Genomic DNA, 20,554 nt, shown 5'->3' on the forward strand with positions numbered 1-20,554 from the left:
CCATTGCAAGGAAGGACAGTCAGCAACAATGCTGGCGAAAATGGCCCTTGCCTGCCATCATAGCGCCGTAATCTGACACAAAAGATGGACTATGGCTTACGCGCAACTCGCCCTAGCACTCGCCAGCTCGGCCTCCTTAGCAGCCGCAAGCCTGTTACTGCCTGAAAATCGCTACGATTCGGCGGTATTAGCCCTGGCCATCTTCACGATGAGTATGCTGTGTTTCCTGATCGCCTTTAGCGGCAAGCTGGACGCACTGCGCGCACGACTCGGCCGCAGCCAGGAGAAAGAGCAGCAATTGCAGGCCCTGTTGGATCACAGCCCCGCCGCATTGATTTTGCTCAACAAGCACTTTCGGCCCATCTACACCAACCAGAAGTTTCACAGCCTCAGCGGCATCAGTGATGACAGCGTTCCGGACACCGCCGACATAGAGCGACTGCTATCGCTGATTTCCGAGGAAACGCGCCAACGCATTCGCAGCACAATTGAGCAAGGCCGAAGCTGGGAGGGCGAGCTGCATATTCAGCTCGCCGACCGCGAGGAATATGTTGCCGCGGTGGCCTCGGCGACCAAAGACGAACAGGGCAATATAGAACACTATATATTCAGCTGTGAGGATATTTCTGAGAACAAGGCGATCGCCAACCGGCTTTTTGTTCGCGAACACTACAGCGTGTTAACCGGCTTGCCCAATCGCCAGCTGGCATTAAAAAATCTGCAGCGCACTATTGAACAGCAGGGCGAGGACGCCAGCGGGTTTGCCATTTTGCACCTCGACCTCGACCGAATCCGCTTTATAAACGACTCGCTGGGCCACCACGTGGTGGATCGCCTATTTCGCGAGACAGCCGAGCGCCTGCGACGCTGTATCAACGACGAACAGCTACTCGCTCACTTGGGCGCCGACGAATTCTTGATCATTCTCGGCGAGGGCAGCTGCAGTGATGAAGCCAGTATTTTCGCCGAAACCGTGCTGAGCAAGGTGAGTGAGCGCTACCTGATAGACACCAATGAGATTAACGTCTCAGCCAGTATTGGTATCAGCCAGTATCCCGACCACGGCCGCGACGCCGAAACCCTGTTACGCAGAGCCGAAGCGGCAATGTTTGCGGCGAAGGGCAAAGGCGGCAACCAATTCTCTTTCTATCAAGCGGGTATGAGCAGCCAGGCCGAATACCGGCTGGAAACAGAGTCGCAACTGCGCCGCGCGATAGAGCGCGATGAATTTAAGCTGCACTTTCAACCTGTTATCGAGCTTGGCAGCAACCGCCTGGTTGCCGCGGAGGTGCTGCTGCGCTGGCACAACAACGAACTGCGCAACCCCGGCCCGGATCAGTTTATCTCCGTTGCAGAAGAGTGCGGCATGATTGGCATGATCGGCGAGTGGGTGATGATCAACGCCTGCCAACAGGCAATGCGGTGGCGGCGCGCCGGGCTGCCCGAAATTAACATTGCTGTGAATATCTCTGCGCGGCAGTTTGAAGAGTCCGAGATTGTCGATACGGTGCGGCGCGCCCTGCAGCAATCGGGTCTGCCGGCACGGCAGTTGGAACTAGAAATCACCGAAGGCCTGTTGATCAACGATACACCAAATCTTCGCCAATGCTTTCAGGAGTTGAAGGCGCTCGGCGTTCGCCTGTCGCTGGATGATTTCGGCACCGGCTACGCTTCGCTCAGCTACTTGAAGCGCTACCCCTTCGATATTCTAAAAATCGATCGCAGCTTTGTTCACGATATCGACCAAAGCCAAGATAGCGTCACGCTGGTAAACGCCATTATTGCGATGGCGCACAGCTTCGGCATGTCGGTTATTGCCGAAGGTGTCGAAAACCTGCAGCAGCGACGCCTGCTAAAAGATCATCACTGCGACATGGTACAGGGCTTCCTCTACACCCCCGCGCTAAATGCCGAAGCCTTCTCAGACTGGGCTAAACGCTACGCCGACGTCCACGAAGCTCAGCATATTTAAGGCAGCTCTGATTAATTCGGTAATGGCTCAGCGGAGCCTATCGCGTGCACTGGCGAGGCTAAGGCAGCGTGGGATAGAGAAAACTATCCCCTTCCCAAACCGAAGGCGGGCGGCACAATGGCAGCGGCGCGTCGCCTGGCAGCAGCCAAATCGGCGCTGAAAACGCCACCGGACGGTTATTGTTCGCCGAATCTAACACCCTAACAAAGGCGTATTTTTTGCTGCTGCCAACGGAAAGTTGGCCCTGTAGCTCGCCGCCTGTCGCCTGTGCTAACACGGTGTTCCCCGGCCCAACCAGCTGCACCACCGCGCTCGACATAACTTGGCCATGCAGGCTCACCGACACTCGGTAAGGCAACACGCTGCCCGCCGGTTGACGAATTCTCGCCCCCAGGGTGGCATCAGCCACGCGGTAGTCCAAACGCAAGTCACTGTAGTGTTGCGCCACGGCATATATCCGCCTTGCCAACAGCGCCTCTCGCAAATCATCAAGACTGCGAGAGCGCGCCCGGATCACGGTTTTTGGTAAGTCTGGGTCACCCCAGTGAATGCCGTGATGGTCCTCTGAACTGATCGGCGCGAGGTGCCAGCCCTTATCCAGGGCATAACTCAACCAGCTCCCGCCCGGCCCATCGCTATCGTATTCACTGCCCTTGCCAAAGACCTCAATGCCGACAACGCGGTAGTCAGCGGTATCGACATAGCGAAAATCATTGAATGTAAAAGCCGGGTCACCGCCGGCAAACTCAAAGGCGGATTCCAACGCATCTTCACGGCCGGGGTGATTAAAGCTAAGTAGTCCATCACTGCCGCCGCCAAACTGCGCAGGGTAGGTAAACCACTGCCAGAACAAGGCCATACTCACCGCGTATCCGGGGCCGGTTTTGGCATTGATGATATTGCGCGAGAAGTAGACATTCGCATGGCCGAATCGGTCCGAGGTCCATTCGAAGCCGCGTATAGCCGTGAAATTATCGGTAGTGGCGGCATTGCTTTGACTCAGCGTCGCCGCCCACTTGGCCAGTGCATCCTGCGGGCGTTGCTCGTCAACCAAAAACAGGCAGTAGAGGAAGTTTTCAGGTGGGCATTCTGCCCGGCCTATGCCAGTGGAGAGCGGAATGCCCAGGTTATCGGAATGGTCAGAGGAGGCAACGAAGTCGTAGCCAAGTTCCTTCACCCGACGATACACATCCGCAGGCTTGGTTAGCGGCGTGCCGTCAGAGTAGGCGGTGTGCTCGTGCATCGCACCGATGTAATCCTCGAAGCTATCGGGATCATACGCGGGGGTGCAGGCATCGGCGGGTGCCTCCGGGCCAATTTGCTCAAGCACATAGCTTGGCTCGGTAACATCCAGCAGGGCCTCCGCGCAGCCCTCGGCAGAAGGTTGGCGCAAGCATTGGCGCAGCGACGGGCCGATGAGGTCGCCAAGTATGCAGTCGCTGCTTAACGGGTCTGAGCAGGCCAGAAAGGCTTGCGGATCAAGTATCGAAGACAGCGGGTAGAGGGGACAACCGGGTTGCAGTGGGTCCATTAAGCACGACAAAGGATCCGGGCTTTGCGCTTCCCGCGGCACCAACTGCAAGCTGCGTCGCTCCTCAGTGTGTGCGCGACCATCGCTCACCTGCCACGCTATTTCGACAAGCACGGGCTCACTGAGCGCTGGAACAATAAAGCTGGCATTGGGCTTGTCGGCATCGCGCAGGCCGATACGCACATCGCCGCTCGTTTCGCCCTGCTGCCAAATTGTTTGCAGGGCATCGGCGTCAGCGTCACTGGCGATGCCGCGCAAGAAAACGGTTTCGCCGCTGTAGGCAACCCCGGGGTCGACCTCAACACGCTCGATTTGTGGCGCCCGATTTGCGACCGGCAAAAGATGGATACGCAGGTCGGCGCTGGCACTACCGCCGCTATTGTCGGTTGCCGTCAACCTCAGTACCAGGTCTCGTGCCTCACTGGGATTGGGTGCGACAAAACTTGCCTGCAGGGTGTCGGCTCCATCTATCACAAGGTCGTTATCTTCACCCAAGCCCTGCCAACGCACACTGACAATGTCGCCATCGGGATCAATCGCCGATGCACGAAGGCTCACCCGCTCGCGGCCACGCGCGTCGAAACTATCGCCTACATCGACAATGGGTAGACGGTTTTGAAACACATTGCGCAACTGCACCGAGGTGTTGTCACTACCGATAAAGCCGCCGCTATCCCGGGCACTCAGACGAAAGCGCAGGGTGTCGCCTTGCTCGACCTGGGGCAGGCGGAGGTGCAAGCTGTCTTGGTCACTGGCGCCAATAATCGTGGCACTCGGTCCCGCCGTTTGCTGCCAGGAAAGGGCTCTGATACTGCGGCCGTTGCGCGCCGTTACCGAGGAATTGAGCGTAATTTCCTCCCCTTCATCAGCCACTTTATCTGAACCGGCATCCACCCGCGGCGCCATGACAGTATCGTTAGCCGGCCTTAACTGAATCGAGGTTTCGGCAGATCGGGGCTCGCCGTCGGCAGCTTGACGCTGCACACGCACACGAATACTGGCAGGGCCGTTTAGCGCCACGCTGCGATATTGAAAACGCTCTTCATCAACCTCGGCGGTTTCCAGCAGGGACTGGCCGGAGACGACCGTCCACTGCCACGGCGCAGTCGTCGCGCTATCACTGTTATCCTGCGCTAACAGAATTTGCGTACTTTGCGCGGCGACTTTCATTTCACCAATAATCGTCAGCTCGCTGTTATCAGCGGGCGCACTACTGTTGTCACTGTCCGATGAACTCCCGCCACCACAGGCGCTGAGAATGATACAACAGGCGATAAAACCGCTTCGAATGGCAAACACGTCGACAAGACCAATCAGTGAAAACGGGGAGTGTAGCGCCGCTATGTGACATCGATGTTAAATGTGACAGGAGGGTTACTTCACACCTCGATGACGGCGAATCAGATCGTAAGCCGCCCTGATTTCCTGAGACTTTTCGGTCGCTATCTTCAGCATATCCTCAGGTACACCGCGCGCAATGAGCTTGTCTGGGTGGTGCTCACTCATCAGCCGGCGATAGGCCTTCTTCAATTCAGCATTGCTGACATCAGCGCTAACCCCAAGGGCGGTGTATGCATCCTCGAGGTCACTGTGTTGCTGGCGGTGGGCCTGCTCTCGGGATGAATGTTGATGGTAATTAAAGTGCTGCTGAGCGCGACTCATTTTTAGCAGTCGCTCAAAGTCTCGCGTGGCAAAACCGAGGAACTGCGCCACGCGGGATAAAACAGCCTCTTCGGCGGCATCTATTTCGCCGTCGGCGATCGCCATTGCCAGCAACGCCTCTATCAGCATTTGCTTTAACAGCGGCTGAGCCGCGCAGTGTTCCAAAAAGCGGGACACCTCTTCCTCGAGCACAAAGGCGTCGCCGCTACCTTCCTTAAACCGCTCAATAGCGCTGCGCCGCCGCTCGCTGCTCAAGCCCAGCTGAGTAAAAATGGCTTCTGCCTGATGAATTTCTCGCTCGCACACGCGGCCATCGGCTTTCGCGAGATGCCCCATAATGCGAAAGGTGCTGTCAAAAAACGCCTGCTGAAGCTGCTCCCGGCGCGCGGCGTAGTTGAAGCCCATCGCCTGCTTCAGGCCTCGGTCGAAAAAATGCCCAATGGCCAATCCGACCACTGCCAATAGCACTCCGCCGGTAAAATAGCCGAGTACTGCGCCGATGAGTTTTCCCATGCTGTGTTGCTCCACACCACTGTGAACAGGTCCTAGATCATAACAAGTCTATTCCTCGGCCACACGCGTCGCCGCGAGCCACGCAACGCTGTATAATCCTCGCTTCTTTTATTCCACGCACAGCGGTAGACGGGGATCACAGTGAACCAGGCAGATGTAAGCAGCTTCCAGGGACTCATCCTGAGCCTGCAACAGTTTTGGGCCAAGCAGGGCTGCGTTGTTTTGCAGCCCCTCGATATGGAAGTCGGTGCAGGCACCTTTCACCCAGCCACATTCTTGCGGGCCATCGGCCCCGAGAGCTGGAATGCCGCCTATGTGCAGCCATGCCGACGCCCCACCGACGGCCGCTATGGCGAGAACCCTAACCGCCTTCAGCACTACTACCAGTTTCAGGTAGTCATGAAGCCGTCGCCCGATAATATTCAAGAGCTCTATCTCGACTCCCTGCGCATGCTGGGTATCGATCCAACGGTTCACGACATACGCTTTGTTGAGGACAACTGGGAGTCGCCGACACTGGGCGCCTGGGGACTCGGCTGGGAAGTGTGGCTGAATGGCATGGAAGTCACTCAGTTTACCTACTTCCAGCAAGTGGGCGGTATTGAGTGTTTCCCGGTTACCGGCGAGATCACCTACGGTCTGGAGCGTATCGCCATGTACCTGCAGGGCGTGGACAGCATCTATGACCTGGTGTGGACCGACGGGCCCGAAGGCAAAGTGACCTACGGCGATGTGTTCCACCAAAATGAGGTGGAGATGTCGACCTTTAACTTTGAAGAGGCAGACGTCGAACAACTGTTCAGCAACTTCGACCACTACGAGGCAGAAAGCCAGCGCCTGGTAGAGAAAGGCCTGCCTCTTCCCGCCTATGAAATGGTAATGAAGGCTTCACACGCCTTTAACTTACTCGACGCTCGCCACGCCATTTCGGTCACCGAGCGCCAGCGCTTTATCTTGCGTGTTCGTGGCTTGGCCCGCGCAGTGGCCCATGCCTACGACGAAGCGCGAAACCAACTTGACTACCCGCTGGCCAGCGACGAGCGAAAAGCCGTATGGCGCGAACAATTTCGCGCAGACAAAGGAACAGCCTGATGAGCAAGCGTGATCTGCTGATAGAGATCGGCACAGAAGAACTCCCCCCGAAGGCACTCAGCAGCCTGTCCGAGGCCTTCACCAACAGCATTACCCAGCAATTGGCCGCAGAGGAACTGAGCTTCGACGGCGTAGAAGGCTTCGCCTCGCCACGTCGCCTTGCTGTGGTCGTTAGTCAACTCGACGAACAGGCGCCCAGCAAAGACATAGAAAAGTGGGGGCCACCTGTCAAAGTCGCCTTTAAGGACGGCCAGGCCACCAAAGCCGCCGAGGCCTTTGCAAAGAGCAATGGTTTGGCACTGGATGAGCTGAGTAATTACATCGCCAATGACGGCAAGCAAGACAAGCTGTGCTTCCGCTCTACCGCTGAAGGCAGCCAAGCCAGCGAAAAACTGCCAGGCTTTATCGACCAGGGCCTGGCGTCTCTGCCCATCCCCAAGCGTATGCGTTGGGGTGCAAAGCGTGAGCAGTTTGTGCGCCCAGTACACTGGGTGAGCGTTATTTTTGGCGACGAGGTTGTTAGAGGTGAGGTGATGGGTCATCGCATCGGCCGCAGCAGTCGCGGCCACCGCTTTCACAGCGAAGGCGAGCTGCAACTGGGCAAGCCCGCAGATTACGCGCGCCAGCTTGAAGAAGAAGGCCGTGTTATCGCCGACTTTAGTCGTCGTCGTGAGTTAATTCGCCAACAAGTCACCGCACAGGGGCAGCGCCTCGGCGGTGAGGCGGTGATCGACCCGGCACTGCTGGACGAAGTCACCGCACTGGTTGAATGGCCGGTGGCCTTAGCGGGTAATTTTGAGCAGCGTTTCTTGCAGGTTCCCGCCGAGGCCTTGGTGTCCTCGATGAAGGAACACCAGAAGTATTTTCACGTGGTAGATGCCAAGGGGGAGTTGCTCCCTCACTTTATCACGGTGTCTAACATCGAAAGCCGCGAGCCGGAAAAAGTCATCGATGGCAATGAGCGGGTTATTCGCCCGCGCCTGAGCGACGCCGCTTTCTTTTTCGAAACCGACTGTAAAACATCATTGGCAGAGCGCCGCGAGCGGCTGAAGAAAGTCGTTTTCCAGGAAAAGCTTGGCAGCATTTTCGACAAAACCGAACGCGTTGCCGAACTCTCGGCGCTTATTGCCTCGCAATTGAACGTCGACGCCGCGCAGGCGCGCCGTGCCGCCGAGCTTAGCAAAAGCGATCTGGTGTCAGAGATGGTGCTGGAATTCGACGATATGCAGGGCATTGCCGGTACCTACTACGCCAAGAATGATGGCGAGCCCGCCGCGGTTGCCCAGGCCATGCAGGAGCAGTATCTGCCTCGCTTTGCCGGCGATGAATTACCGGCTGGTGATGTCGGCACAGTCGTCGCCCTGGCAGACCGCCTGGACACCATAAGCGGTATTTTCGGCATCGGCCAACTGCCCACCGGGTCAAAAGACCCCTTTGCCCTGCGCCGCGCGTCACTGGCGGTCATGCGCATTCTGATCGAAAAAGCCTTGGACCTGGATCTGCGCCCGCTGGTCGTTAAAGCCATTGCTCAACACAGTGCGGTGAAGGGCAGCGACGAGCTAGTAGAGAGCATCCTCGGCTACATGTTCGAGCGACTGCGCGCCTGGTATGACGACAAAGGCGTGGCCAGCGAAATCTTCCTCGCCGTCAATGCCAAAGGCATCACTCATGCCCTCGACTTTGATCGCCGCGTTAACGCTGTTCAAGCCTTTACCCAGTTGAAGGAAGCCAGTGCATTGGCCGCCGCCAACAAGCGCGTATCGAATATTCTCGCCAAAGCGGAAGGGGACGTAGTGCCGACAGTCGATGCGAGCTTATTGCAAGAAGACGCCGAGCAAGCGCTGCACTCAGCCTTGGGGGCGTGCTCGTCAGAAGCCCTGGCGCTATTTGAATCCGGCGACTACACCGGAGGCTTGAAGTCACTGGCGGTCTTGCAAGGCCCCGTTGATCGCTTCTTTGACGATGTCATGGTGAACGCCGACGACCCGGCTCTCAAGAATAACCGTCTCAGCTTACTCAAACAGCTACAAGCCTTGTTCTTGGAAGTGGCCGATATATCACTGCTGGTGCCTGCTAAAAAATAGCGGGCAAGCGATGCGAAGGGAGCAGGGATGACGTTACCGTACAAAGTGTGGCTCGGACTGCGCTCGGGGCTGTTTTTTGTAAGCTATGCGCTGATTACGCTGTTTTTTAGCGTTACAGGTATCGTGTTCACGTGGTTCCTACCCTTCCATGTTCGCGGCCGCTACTTTGTCATCGGCAATGCGCTGATCATTTTCTGTCTGCGGCTATTTTGTGGCGTACGCACGCGCGTCGTCGGCGAATTGCCTGCGCAGCAGCCCTATGTCGCCCTGGCAAAACACCAAAGCCAGTGGGAAACCTTTTATTTGCAGTGGTTTCTTTTTCCCGTTACCACCGTAGTTAAAAAGGAGCTGTTGTCCGTGCCGTTCTTCGGTTGGGCGCTGCGCATGATGAATGCGATCGGCATCGATCGCAGCAACCCCCGGGCGGCCATGCGCCAAACCATGGAGCAGGGCACTCGGCACCTGGCGAATAACTGCAATCTGCTTATCTTCCCAGAGGGAACCCGTGTGCCCCATGGCGTGCGCGGTAAATACGCCAGGGGAGGGGCAGGCATTGCCGTCAAAGCCGGTGTACCCATTTTACCCATCGCTCACAACGCCGGAAGGCTGTGGCCACCCAAGAGCCTGCTTATTCGGCCAGGCACCGTCACGCTGTGGATAGGGGAGCTGATTGACACTCGCGACGGTGACCCAAAGGCCCTGACCGAACAGGCCGCAGAATGGATCGAGCAACACTGCGATAAAATGCCTTAGCCGGAATCAGCACAAAAAAAAGCCCGCGAATCGATGCGACTCGCGGGCTTTTTTAGTGCCTGGGATCAGACATCCAAGTTAGCCACTTTCAGGGCATTACTTTCGATGAAGTCGCGGCGAGGCTCGACTTGATCACCCATCAAGCAGGTAAAGATCTGGTCGGCGGCAATCGCGTCTTCAATCGTGACCCGCAGCATGCGTCGGGCATCTGGATCCATGGTGGTTTCCCACAGCTGATCTGGGTTCATTTCACCCAGCCCTTTATAGCGCTGCACGTTGATACCGCGCTCTGCCTGGGCCATTAGCCAGTTCATCACCTCGTCGAAGCTTTCCACCTCTTGGGTGCGCTCACCGCGTTTGATATAGGCGCCGTCTTCGAGCAGCCCCTGCAGGCTTTCACCGAGTTCTGCAATGCTTTGATAATCTGAAGACTTGAAGAAATCGCGACCAAAGCGATAGTGGGTACTTACTCCGTGAGAGGTTATTTCCACTTCAGGGACAAAGATATTCAGTTCATTGTCTTCCACCACTCGCACATCGTAGCGGTGTTGCGGATCGCGGGCTTCTAGCTCTACGGTGACCTCAGCCAGTGCGGTGCACCATTTATCCATCACGGCCCGGTCGCCGAGTTGATCGGCCTTAACGGTGGGTAGGTGAACAACTTCACGCAACAATCGCGCAGGATAAATACGCGACAGCCGCTGGGTGATATCTTCAACTTTCCTGAAGTTGGTCACCAACTTTTCCAGGCCTGCACCAGTGATCGGGGCCGCGTCCGGGTTTACGTATAACGCTGCACCATCTAGCGCGTTCTGGGTTAAGTAGCTGGCTAGTGCAGCCTCATCTTTCAGATACTGATGCTGCTTACCGCGCCCAATTTTGTACAGGGGCGGTTGGGCAATATAGACATAGCCGTTTTCAATCAGCTCCGGCATTTGACGGAAGAAGAAGGTCAGCAGAAGGGTACGAATGTGCGAGCCGTCTACGTCGGCGTCGGTCATGATGATGATGTGGTGATAACGCAGCTTTTCTAAGTTGAATTCCTCTTTGCCAATGCCGCAGCCAAGGGCCGTAACAATGGTGCCAACTTCAGCAGAGGAGAGCATCTTGTCGAAGCGCGCCTTCTCAACATTCAATATTTTACCTTTGAGGGGCAGAATAGCCTGAGTGCGACGGTCGCGGCCCTGCTTAGCCGATCCACCCGCCGAGTCACCCTCCACCAAGTACAATTCAGAAAGACCGGGGTCTTTTTCCTGGCAGTCTGCAAGCTTGCCTGGCAGGCCTGCAATATCCAGCGCGCCTTTGCGGCGGGTCATTTCTCTGGCTTTACGAGCAGCTTCACGGGCACGGGCCGCATCCAGCATTTTCTGGACGATCTGCTTAGCTTCGTTGGGGCTCTCCAGTAGGAAGTCACCAAACTTGGCCGTCATTGCTTGCTCGACAACCGTTTTCACTTCGCTGGAAACCAGCTTGTCTTTGGTCTGCGAGGAAAATTTGGGGTCGGGGACTTTAACTGAAATAACGGCGGTTAGACCCTCTCTCGCATCATCGCCCGTAGTGGAGACCTTAGCCTTCTTCGCCAAGCCTTCACTTTCAATGTAGCTATTCAGGTTGCGCGTCAGACCGGCCCGGAATCCGGCCAAATGGGTGCCGCCGTCACGCTGGGGAATATTGTTGGTGTAACAGAATATATTTTCCTGGAAGCCGTCATTCCACTGAAGGGCGACCTCAACACCTATGCCGTCTGCTTCGGTAGTGAAGTGGAAAACATCGTTAACAGCGCTTTTGTTGTTGTTGAGATACTCAACAAAGGCGCTAAGACCACCTTCATAACAGAAAACTTCTTTTTCACCACTGCGCTCGTCGATCAGCTCGATGTTGATACCGGAGTTCAGGAATGCCAGTTCACGAATACGCTTCGCTAGATAATCGAAGTGGAACTCAATATTGCTGAAGGTTTCTTTACTGGGCTTAAAACGGACTTCCGTTCCGCTGCGTTCAGTATCACCAATAATCGCCAGTGGCGCGTCGGGCACACCGTGACGATAGACTTGCTCGTGAACTTTACCGCCCCGACGAATGGTGAGGCGCAGCTCTTCAGAGAGGGCATTTACCACGGATACACCAACACCGTGGAGACCACCAGAAACCTTGTAAGTATTGTCGTCAAATTTCCCGCCTGCGTGCAGGACGGTCATGATAACTTCAGCCGCGGATACACCCTCATCATGGATCTCGGTGGGAATACCACGCCCATCGTCACAGACGGTAACGGACTCATCGGGGTGAATAATAATTTGTATCTTGCTGCAGTGGCCTGCCAGAGCCTCATCAATCGAGTTATCGACGATTTCGAACACCATATGGTGAAGGCCTGAACCATCATCGGTGTCGCCGATGTACATGCCGGGTCGCTTACGCACGGCGTCGAGGCCTTTTAGCACCTTGATACTGGAGGAATCGTAATTTTTGTTTTCTTCTGCCATTCTTTGAACCTCTACACACAAGAGCCTTGCCCAGCAGCAAGTCCTTTTTATTTACCTGTCGCCCACACGCCATTGGCTGGAATCAGGCGTTGGTAAAATGTTCCACGTGAAACCTTCTTATCTCTTTTGCGTCACCCAGCCAAGCGTCATCAAGATCTGATGCTTCTATGGATGTCGCGAAAACCTGCATATCCATGCTCGCGATCACACCAAACAGGGCAGCGCGGCGCTCTCTATCCAACTCTGCGGGCAAGTCATCGACTAACAACAGCACATCTAGGTTTTGCCGTCGCATCAACCCGCATTGTGCTAATTTCAGCGCACATACCAGCGTTTTAATCTGCCCGCGCGACAATACCTCGGCCGCATTAGTACCACCGTAACTAAAGCGAATATCGGCGCGGTGCGAACCTACTCGCGTAAACCCTTGCCGCAGATCTTGCTCTCTGGATTCATTTAAGAGCCTACGCAAATCCTCTGCGCCCAAACGACCCTCGTCGTCATCCCAGCCACTGATAAAGCGCATAGTAAAACGCGAGGCATCCAGAAGGTGGCTTGCGTCCTGCCCAGACCCACCCTGAAGCTCGTTAAGCAGACTTACAAACGCTTCCTCTAGCTCCGCAAACTGAGCGCGGCGCATAGCCGTGATTTTCGCCCCTGTCAGCGCAATTTCCTCCTCCCAGGGGGAGAGCATTGCATCCGATAGTTTACCACGTCTGAGCAGTGTATTTCGCTGCTTTACCGCTTTTCTATACCTTGACCACTCCTCGTAAAAACCAAGATGTTTCACGTGGAACACTGACCAATCGAGAAACTGCCGGCGCACGGTTGGTGAGCCTTCAAACAATTGAAAGCTATCGGGGTTGATCAACTGCACGGGAAGTAAGCCCGCTAAATCCGAGAAGGACCGGAGTCGTTCGCCCGCATACTTAACCAGCAGCGACTTATCCCGCCCGCGCTGGATGCCAAGCATCCGACTATCGTCAAAGGCACCGTCAACCAACTCCCCCCTTACCAATAGAGAAGGGGAGTCAAAATTCACCACACTATTAATTTTTCGTGAACGAAATGACCGCGTGAGGGAAAGCATATGTATCGCCTCAAGCACCGAGGTCTTACCACTACCATTCACACCATGGATGAAATTAAAGGTAGAGAGATCACTCAACACACAGCGCCGCAAATTACGAAAATTGGAGATATGTAATTCACTTAACCGCATCGGGCGTCACAAACTCCGCAAACAGGAGGGAAGGGGAAGAATACAAAAACGGCCACCATCGCTGGCGGCCGCTATCAAAATCGCAAACATCCGTAATTGCCGACAGCTTACAAGCGCATTGGCATAACAACGTATTGGCTATCGCTGCTCTCAGACTCTTCAACTAAGGCTGAGCTGTTGGCGTCCGACAGCGAGAACTTCACGGTTTCGCCATTGATTGCCGACATCACGTCCAACAGATAGCTCACGTTGAAACCTATCTCCAGGCTATCGCCCTCGTAATCCACCGCTACGATCTCTTCCGCTTCTTCTTGCTCGGGGTTGTTAGCCACTATCTGCAAGTTGCCACTGCTGAGCAACAGGCGAATGCCGCGGTATTTTTCGTTAGACAAAATTGCAGTACGTGCGAAGGCTTGCTTAAGCTCTGCTCGGCTACCTAATACCGTTTTGGTGCTGCCACGGGGCAGTACACGCTCGTAGTCGGGGAATTTTCCGTCTATCAACTTAGACGTGAATGTGAAATCACGGGTGACCACGCGGATGTGGTTACTACCCACAAAAAGCTCCGCATCATCGTTTTCATTAATAAGCAGACGACCCAGCTCGATAACCCCTTTACGTGGCAGGATCACCTGGGCGCTGTTAGAAACATTGATGTCGCCATTGAAGCTGGCCATCGCCAGCCGGTGACCATCTGTCGCAACCACTCGCAACAAACCTGGGTTCACCTCAAACAGCATCCCGTTCAGATAGTAGCGAACATCCTGCTGCGCCATGGCAAAGCTGGTGCGATCGATCAAGCGCTTTAAATCACCTTGCTTCAGGCTGAAACGCTGACCGCCGTGACCCTGCTCAACACTGGGAAAATCACTGGCGGGAAGGGTGGACAGCTGGAAGCGGCTGCGTCCCGATTTAATAATGAGCTTCTGCTCGTCCTGGCTGACATCGATCACCGAGCCCTCGGGCAGGGCCTTACAAATATCCACCAACTTCTTGGCGGGTACCGTGATTTCTCCCGGCTCGCTTGCCTGGCCCTCTTCCGCCAAATCCACACGACCGATCAACTCCACCTCGAGATCCGTACCCGTCAGCGAAAGTTGCTGACCATCCAGCACTAACTGAACATTCGCCAAAATAGGCAGCGTTTGGCGGCGTTCTACAACACCGGCAACAAGGTTCAGGGGCTTGATCAAAGCGTCCCTAGAAATAGAAAATTTCATTCGTTGTCTTCCCGTTGGTTTTTGCTGGTCGCAGGGCCGCTTTCCCAGGCCATAACAAACTACACTTTATTATAAAAACTGACCTAAAAACATTAGGTTGTCAGAAGTCTTATCAAATTCTTATAGTCTTCCCTGATATCGGCATCAGCGTCGCGCAATTCTTTTATTTTACGGCAGGCATGCAACACGGTCGTATGGTCCCGACCACCAAAACCCTCGCCGATTTCGGGCAAACTGTGGTTGGTTAACTCTTTGGAAAGCGCCATTGCTAACTGCCGCGGACGCGCCACCGAACGACTGCGACGCTTGGACATTAAATCGGCGATTTTAATCTTGTAATACTCTGCGACGGTGCGCTGGATATTATCCAAACTCACCTGCTTATCCTGCAGCGCCAGCAAGTCTTTTAGCGATTCTTTAATAAGCGGAATATCGATGGGCTTGGCCATAAACCGTGAACTCGCGATAACCCGCTTCAACACACCCTCAAGCTCGCGGACATTCGAGCGAACACGCTGAGCAATAAAAAACGCCGCATCAGAGGGCAGGGGGATATTCTCTTGCTCTGCCTTTTTCAGCAAAATAGCCACCCGCGTTTCCAACTCTGGCGGCTCTACCGCAACGGTAAGCCCCCAACCAAAACGCGACTTCAACCGTTCTTCCAGCCCCTTAATTTCTTTGGGGTAGCGGTCACAGGTAAGTATCATCTGCTGACCGCCTTCCAGCAAGGCGTTAAAGGTATGGAAGAATTCCTCCTGGGAGCGCTCTTTTCCTGAGAAAAACTGAATATCGTCAATTAACAGCGCATCCACCGAGCGGTAATAGCGCTTAAATTCATTGATCGCATTGAGCTGCAAGGCCTTAACCATATCGGCAACAAAGCGCTCAGAGTGAAGATATACCACGCGAGCATTGGGGTTTTGTTGCACCAGGGAGTTACCCACCGCGTGCATAAGGTGCGTTTTACCCAAGCCAACCCCACCATATAAAAATAGCGGGTTATACGCGCGCCCCGGGTTCTCAGCGACCTGACTTGCTGCCGCGCGGGCTAGCTGGTTGGACTTACCCTCTACAAACGTTTCGAAGGTATAGCCCTCCATCAAGGAGCTTTGATGGCGAATACCGCCTTCAACTTCCACTTGCCGCTGGGGGGGGGTGGTCGGCGCTGCCGACGCCGCAGTGGAGGACTGGATAATTGCCGGAGCAGGAACCGGGGCGACGCCTTCATTCCCCGCGAGTGTACTTTCTGTGGCAGCAGGGCTTTGACTCAGATTCTCCCCATAACTGGCGGGAGGAGTAGGGCGTTGGCGCGCCATTGCCGATTGCTGGCGATCGGCAATGGCCAGCTCAACATTGAAGCCTTGGCCGCCGGCGAACTCTGCAACCAGCTCTTCAATCCGAGTAAAAAATCGATCGTTGACCCAATCTTTAACAAAGCGATTAGGCGCCAGCAGACGCAACCAACCTTCTCCAACCTCTAAACGCAGCGGCCGAATCCAGGTATTGAACTGCTGCGCGGGCAACTCCTCTTGAAGAACCGCTAAGCACCGCTGCCATATGGCGTCAGACAAAATAACACTCCCAAAACCAAAAACACCCGCCCAGCGAACACCAGCCTTACAACCACAACAAAGGCGCCGCGTAAACGAGGTAAAACCCAGCTAAACCTATAAACACGCCCGACATTCTACGCCTTCAACCCAAACTTATCCACACCTACGCGACTTTATCAACAATCGCGAATCGTTAAAAAATACCTAAATTTCAATGATATATAACAATAAACAATAAGACTCTATGGATAAAACAGAACAACATGTGGATAACCCCGGGGTCAAGATGTGAATAACTTGTCAATAGGGTGTTATCATCGAAAACATCTAGCGAAGACCCTCAACCAGCCGGAAATTCCGATAACGAAGCCGGTGAGAGGCTTGGCAAATAAACCCCTTACAGGCATTGCTATTAGCGGTGCTGTCCACTAAAATTCGCGATCCGATTTTTCGTGCTCCAGCCACTTATTCCGGCAGGAGACAAAGAACTCGTCGTATAACGACACTGTGAACGGACAAGATCATGAAAAGAACTTTTCAACCAAGCAACCTGAAACGCGCCCGCACTCACGGTTTCCGTGCTCGCATGGCAACCAAGAACGGCCGCAAAGTATTGAACCGTCGTCGCGCTAAAGGCCGTGCTGTTCTGTCTGCATAATTAAGCGCTAGATTAAGGTACCGGTATTGCAGTGGAATTCGGCTTTGATAAATCACTGCGTCTACTCAATGCCGGCGACTACCAGGCTGTATTCGACCAATCTCGTCTGAAGGTCTCTACCGCCGAGTTATTATTTCTAGCGAATGCCAACGGCCTCGACCATCCCCGGCTTGGCCTTGTTGTTGCCAAGAAGAACGTACGCTTAGCCGCACAGCGAAATCGCCTGAAACGCATCGTTCGAGAGAGTTTCAGAATGCAGCAGTCGCGATTGCCGGGTATCGATGTTATCGTGCTGGCTCGAAAGGGCGTCGACAAGCTCGACAATCCCACTTTGCATAGAACCTGCAAACAGTTGTGGCGACAGTTAGAAAAGCGCGCCGAGAAGCAACTGCGCAAGCAAGAGGGTTAAACCTTGCAGCGCCTACTTATTGCCTGCATCAAGTTTTACCGCCTGTGCATCAGTCCGCTGATGGCACCACATTGCCGTTTCTATCCCAGCTGTTCCCATTACGCTATCGACGCGATCCGCGAGCACGGTGCCCTGCGTGGCAGCTGGCTTGCCCTGCGCCGCATCGGTCGCTGCCACCCGTTAAATCCCGGCGGCTACGACCCCGTTCCACCCTGCCATCACTGCCAAAACGAAAACAACTCAATCAAGGCTATTAAGCAATGATCGATATTCAGCGCTACCTACTTATCGCCGCCATCGCCGCGCTCTCATTTATGCTGCTGGTTGAATGGAAAAACTTTGATGGCGGCAACACTGCTCCGCTGGCCGCGGCCGCTGCACTGGCTGAGCAACCGGCCAACGCCGACGTTTCTCTACCCACCAACGACGCTGGCAGTGACGATTTACCCACTGCCGACAATGTCGACAACAGCGTTGAAGACTTCGCCGACAAGGGCGTAGACAGCCGCTACATCCATATTCGTAACGATGTTCTGGACCTGAAAATCGATCTACAGGGCGGCGACATCGTCTATGCCGCAACCTTGGAGCACCGCGACAGCATCGAGGAAGAAGAAGCCTTCGTACTGCTGGAAAACAACCAGCGTCGCAGCTATGTGGCCCAGAGTGGCTTAATCGGTAAAAACGCCACCGACACGGCGCAGGGCCGACCCATGTTTAGCGCCAACCTTGAGAGCTTCTCCTTGGAAGAAGGTCAGGACAGTGTTTCCGCGAATCTGCGCTATCAATACAGCGACGACATTCTTATCACCAAACGCTACACCCTGCAGCGTGGCGATTATCTGGTAAAACTCGACTACCTTGTTGAAAACCGCTCTAGTGAAGCCTTTAGTGCCTCACTGTTTGGCCAGCTGAAGCGCGACAACAGTGTCGACCCCGGTGTCAGCGACGACGGCCTGTTCGCCATGAAACCCTTTATGGGTGTCGCCTATTCCAGCAGCGAAGACCCCTACAACAAACTGGCCTTCCACAAGCTGAAAGAAAAGCCACTCAACGAGCAAATGGAAGGTGGCTGGGTCGCCATAATCCAACACTACTTCCTTAGCGCCTGGGTGCCCGACCAATCTGCCAACAACAGTTTTAAAACCGTTGTTACGCGCCAGGGCTTAAATATTGTTCGCTTCACCTCGCCGTCACAAACGGTTGCTGCCGGTGAGCAGGGCACCTTGAGCGCGGCGATTTATATCGGCCCTAAAGACCAGTACCGTTTAGAGGAAATCTCTCCTGGTCTGGAACTCACCGTCGATTACGGCTGGTTGTGGTGGATAGCACAACCCTTGTTCTGGCTGCTGACCAAACTCTACAGCGTCTTCGGCAACTGGGGTTGGGCGATTATCGGCGTTACCGTGTTGGTAAAAGCCGCCTTCTTCCAGCTCAATGCCAAGGCCTTCACCTCCATGGCGAATATGCGCAAGGTTCAGCCTAAACTGATGGAGCTGCGCGAGCGCTACGCCGACGACCGTCAAAAGCAGTCCCAGGCGATGATGGAGCTGTACAAGAAAGAAAAAATTAACCCCGTCGGCGGCTGCCTGCCCATGCTGGTGCAAATGCCGGTATTCATCGCCCTCTACTGGGTGTTGATGGAAAGTGTTGAGCTGCGCCACGCACCCTTTATGCTGTGGATTAATGACCTGTCAGCGATGGACCCCTATTTTGTCTTGCCGCTGATTATGGGTGCGTCGATGTTCATTCAGCAGAAGCTGAACCCGCCACCGGCAGATCCTATGCAGGCGAAAATCATGCAGTGGATGCCCATCGTCTTCACCTTCTTCTTCCTGTTCTTCCCCGCGGGCTTGGTACTGTACTGGGTGGTCAACAACACCCTGTCGATTATTCAGCAGTACATTATTACCAAGCGCATCGAAAAAGCTGGCTTGCCGTCCCGTTAAGCCATGAGCCAGCAAGACACCATCGCCGCCATTGCCACGCCGCCCGGCAAAGGCGGCGTTGGTATCATCCGCATTTCGGGCAGTAAAAGCCTGGCCATTGCCGCTGCGCTGATGGATCGCAGCCCGCAACCACGGCGTGCCCACTTCGCCCATTTTCGCGAGATTATCGACAACGAAACGGATGTTATCGACCAGGGGCTGGCGTTGTTTTTCCCTGGCCCCAACTCCTTTACCGGCGAAGATGTTCTGGAACTGCAGGGTCACGGTGGCCCGGTAATTATGGACCGCCTGCTCAAAGCCTGCCTGCGTGCCGGTGCTCGCATGGCCCGGCCTGGCGAGTTCTCCGAGCGCGCATTTCTGAACAACAAAATCGATCTCGCCCAAGCTGAAGCCATCGCCGATCTGATCGATAGCGCCTCGGAACAAGCCGCTCGCCAGGCGATGCGTTCACTTGACGGCGCCTTTAGTCGCGAGATCGACCAACTGGTCGAAGCGGTCACCGTATTGCGGATCTATGTCGAAGCGGCGATAGACTTTCCGGAAGAAGAAATCGACTTCATTAGCGACAGCCGCGTCGCCGACGACTTGAGCGCCATCAAACAACAGCTTCAACACGTCAGCAACGCCGCCCAGCAAGGCAGTTTGCTTCGCGACGGTATGACCGTTGTTATTGCCGGGAAACCCAATGCGGGTAAATCCAGCTTGCTGAACGCCCTGGCCGGGCGAGAGTCTGCCATCGTTACTGACATTGCCGGCACCACGCGGGACATACTGCGCGAAAACATTCTGATTGACGGCATGCCGCTGCACATTATTGATACCGCCGGTCTGCGCGACAGCGATGACCCGGTGGAACAGGAGGGCATTCGCCGAGCCTGGCAGGAAATCGACAAAGCGGACCGCGTACTGCTAATCGTCGATAGCCACCAACAGCGCCACGCCGATATACCCGATACCTTCGCCGAGCACGCCAATGCCGGCAAGCTCAGCCTGATATTCAATAAATGTGATTTGAGTGGCGAAACGGTGCGCGAGGACACGCAAGGCGAGCTACCCACGCTCTACCTCAGTGCCAAGGCAGAACAGGGTATCGACCTGCTGCGCAACCACCTCAAGCGCTGCGTGGGCTTTGAAGACGGCGACAGCCCGTTTATTGCCAGACGGCGGCATATTGAAGCACTGAATACTGCCCGCGAGCACCTCCTGCAAGGCGAACACCAGCTCCACCACTACAATGCCGGCGAACTGCTCGCCGAAGAACTCCGCCTCGCCCAGCAAAGCCTGTCAGAAATCACCGGTGCCTTCACATCCGACGATCTGTTAGGCCGCATCTTTTCCAGTTTTTGTATCGGAAAATAGCTATCCCTATTATCACTTCATGCGCAGTACAATTTGCGACATAGTTGTGAGACCCCAGCTACACTTATCGTAAGTTACTACCGTTAAAATT

At 55.0% G+C, this 20,554-nt stretch carries 15 protein-coding genes; 9 read left to right on the forward strand and 6 right to left on the reverse strand.

What is annotated here, in order from left to right; translation table 11 throughout:
- Positions 1 to 91: 91 nt before the first annotated feature.
- Positions 92 to 1,972 (forward strand): putative bifunctional diguanylate cyclase/phosphodiesterase, encoded by a 1,881-nt coding sequence (locus B3K78_RS09935; protein WP_286695313.1) that lies wholly within the window; start codon positions 92 to 94, stop codon positions 1,970 to 1,972.
- 58 nt (positions 1,973 to 2,030) lie between these two features.
- Here B3K78_RS09935 and B3K78_RS09940 read toward each other — a convergent pair whose 3' ends face one another.
- Positions 2,031 to 4,802 (reverse strand): PKD domain-containing protein, encoded by a 2,772-nt coding sequence (locus B3K78_RS09940; protein WP_286695314.1) that lies wholly within the window; start codon positions 4,800 to 4,802, stop codon positions 2,031 to 2,033.
- A 75-nt stretch (positions 4,803 to 4,877) separates the two neighbouring features.
- On the reverse strand, positions 4,878 to 5,678 hold the full coding sequence (gene djlA, locus B3K78_RS09945) for a co-chaperone DjlA (RefSeq protein WP_286695315.1): 801 nt from the start codon (positions 5,676 to 5,678) through the stop codon (positions 4,878 to 4,880).
- 141 nt (positions 5,679 to 5,819) lie between these two features.
- Between djlA and glyQ the strand changes: the two genes are divergently transcribed.
- The 3 genes from glyQ to B3K78_RS09960 are packed head-to-tail and all read left to right on the forward strand — an operon-like array spanning position 5,820 to position 9,607.
- Positions 5,820 to 6,770 carry a glycine--tRNA ligase subunit alpha gene (gene glyQ / locus B3K78_RS09950; protein WP_036255786.1) on the forward strand — a complete coding sequence of 317 codons (951 nt, stop codon included), beginning with the start codon at positions 5,820 to 5,822 and terminating at the stop codon, positions 6,768 to 6,770.
- A complete protein-coding gene (gene glyS / locus B3K78_RS09955) occupies positions 6,770 to 8,854 on the forward strand; it encodes a glycine--tRNA ligase subunit beta (RefSeq protein ID WP_286695316.1) in 2,085 nt (694 codons plus the stop codon). The genes glyQ and glyS overlap by 1 nt, the downstream gene beginning before the upstream one ends.
- 27 nt (positions 8,855 to 8,881) lie before the next feature.
- Positions 8,882 to 9,607, forward strand: a complete 726-nt coding sequence (locus tag B3K78_RS09960) for a lysophospholipid acyltransferase family protein (protein WP_286695317.1) — start codon at positions 8,882 to 8,884, stop codon at positions 9,605 to 9,607.
- A gap of 65 nt (positions 9,608 to 9,672) precedes the next feature.
- On the opposite strand, the gene gyrB is transcribed toward B3K78_RS09960, so the two are convergent.
- The 4 genes from gyrB to dnaA form a co-directional block, all read right to left on the reverse strand.
- A complete protein-coding gene (gyrB, locus tag B3K78_RS09965) occupies positions 9,673 to 12,093 on the reverse strand; it encodes a DNA topoisomerase (ATP-hydrolyzing) subunit B (RefSeq protein WP_286695318.1) in 2,421 nt (806 codons plus the stop codon).
- A gap of 82 nt (positions 12,094 to 12,175) precedes the next feature.
- Positions 12,176 to 13,315, reverse strand: a complete 1,140-nt coding sequence (recF, locus tag B3K78_RS09970; protein WP_286695319.1) for a DNA replication/repair protein RecF — start codon at positions 13,313 to 13,315, stop codon at positions 12,176 to 12,178.
- A 107-nt stretch (positions 13,316 to 13,422) separates the two neighbouring features.
- The gene (dnaN, locus tag B3K78_RS09975; protein ID WP_286695320.1) at positions 13,423 to 14,535 is read right to left on the reverse strand and encodes a DNA polymerase III subunit beta; all 1,113 of its coding nucleotides are present in this window, start codon (positions 14,533 to 14,535) and stop codon (positions 13,423 to 13,425) included.
- 92 nt (positions 14,536 to 14,627) lie between these two features.
- Positions 14,628 to 16,106 (reverse strand): chromosomal replication initiator protein DnaA, encoded by a 1,479-nt coding sequence (gene dnaA / locus B3K78_RS09980; RefSeq protein ID WP_286695321.1) that lies wholly within the window; start codon positions 16,104 to 16,106, stop codon positions 14,628 to 14,630.
- A gap of 505 nt (positions 16,107 to 16,611) precedes the next feature.
- Here dnaA and rpmH point away from each other — a divergent pair.
- From rpmH to mnmE, 5 genes are read left to right on the forward strand one after another with little or no spacing between them, the layout of a single operon-like run.
- Complete coding sequence (gene rpmH / locus B3K78_RS09985) at positions 16,612 to 16,746, forward strand: 50S ribosomal protein L34 (protein ID WP_084497939.1); 135 nt, start codon at positions 16,612 to 16,614, stop codon at positions 16,744 to 16,746.
- Between the two features lie 31 nt (positions 16,747 to 16,777).
- Positions 16,778 to 17,155 (forward strand): ribonuclease P protein component, encoded by a 378-nt coding sequence (gene rnpA, locus B3K78_RS09990; RefSeq protein WP_027873444.1) that lies wholly within the window; start codon positions 16,778 to 16,780, stop codon positions 17,153 to 17,155.
- Between the two features lie 3 nt (positions 17,156 to 17,158).
- Positions 17,159 to 17,419 (forward strand): membrane protein insertion efficiency factor YidD, encoded by a 261-nt coding sequence (gene yidD, locus B3K78_RS09995; protein ID WP_027873445.1) that lies wholly within the window; start codon positions 17,159 to 17,161, stop codon positions 17,417 to 17,419.
- Positions 17,416 to 19,104 carry a membrane protein insertase YidC gene (yidC, locus tag B3K78_RS10000; protein WP_286695322.1) on the forward strand — a complete coding sequence of 563 codons (1,689 nt, stop codon included), beginning with the start codon at positions 17,416 to 17,418 and terminating at the stop codon, positions 19,102 to 19,104. Before yidD ends, yidC begins: the two co-directional genes overlap by 4 nt.
- 3 nt (positions 19,105 to 19,107) lie before the next feature.
- Positions 19,108 to 20,463 carry a tRNA uridine-5-carboxymethylaminomethyl(34) synthesis GTPase MnmE gene (mnmE, locus tag B3K78_RS10005; RefSeq protein ID WP_286695323.1) on the forward strand — a complete coding sequence of 452 codons (1,356 nt, stop codon included), beginning with the start codon at positions 19,108 to 19,110 and terminating at the stop codon, positions 20,461 to 20,463.
- Positions 20,464 to 20,554 lie beyond the last annotated feature (91 nt).

Origin of the sequence: Spongiibacter sp. UBA1325, from assembly GCF_002306875.1 — a bacterium.
Taxonomy (GTDB): domain Bacteria; phylum Pseudomonadota; class Gammaproteobacteria; order Pseudomonadales; family Spongiibacteraceae; genus Spongiibacter; species Spongiibacter marinus.

What these genes read in the sequence shown, in the direction of transcription:
- djlA (WP_286695315.1), bottom strand. Translation starts at nt 5,678, where the DNA reads ATGGGAAAACTCATCGGCGCAGTACTCGGCTATTTTACCGGCGGAGTG.
- gyrB (WP_286695318.1), bottom strand. Translation starts at nt 12,093, where the DNA reads ATGGCAGAAGAAAACAAAAATTACGATTCCTCCAGTATCAAGGTGCTA.
- dnaN (WP_286695320.1), bottom strand. Translation starts at nt 14,535, where the DNA reads ATGAAATTTTCTATTTCTAGGGACGCTTTGATCAAGCCCCTGAACCTT.
- glyS (WP_286695316.1), top strand. Translation starts at nt 6,770, where the DNA reads ATGAGCAAGCGTGATCTGCTGATAGAGATCGGCACAGAAGAACTCCCC.
- B3K78_RS09960 (WP_286695317.1), top strand. Translation starts at nt 8,882, where the DNA reads ATGACGTTACCGTACAAAGTGTGGCTCGGACTGCGCTCGGGGCTGTTT.
- mnmE (WP_286695323.1), top strand. Translation starts at nt 19,108, where the DNA reads ATGAGCCAGCAAGACACCATCGCCGCCATTGCCACGCCGCCCGGCAAA.
- B3K78_RS09935 (WP_286695313.1), top strand. Translation starts at nt 92, where the DNA reads ATGGCTTACGCGCAACTCGCCCTAGCACTCGCCAGCTCGGCCTCCTTA.
- rpmH (WP_084497939.1), top strand. Translation starts at nt 16,612, where the DNA reads ATGAAAAGAACTTTTCAACCAAGCAACCTGAAACGCGCCCGCACTCAC.
- recF (WP_286695319.1), bottom strand. Translation starts at nt 13,315, where the DNA reads ATGCGGTTAAGTGAATTACATATCTCCAATTTTCGTAATTTGCGGCGC.
- yidC (WP_286695322.1), top strand. Translation starts at nt 17,416, where the DNA reads ATGATCGATATTCAGCGCTACCTACTTATCGCCGCCATCGCCGCGCTC.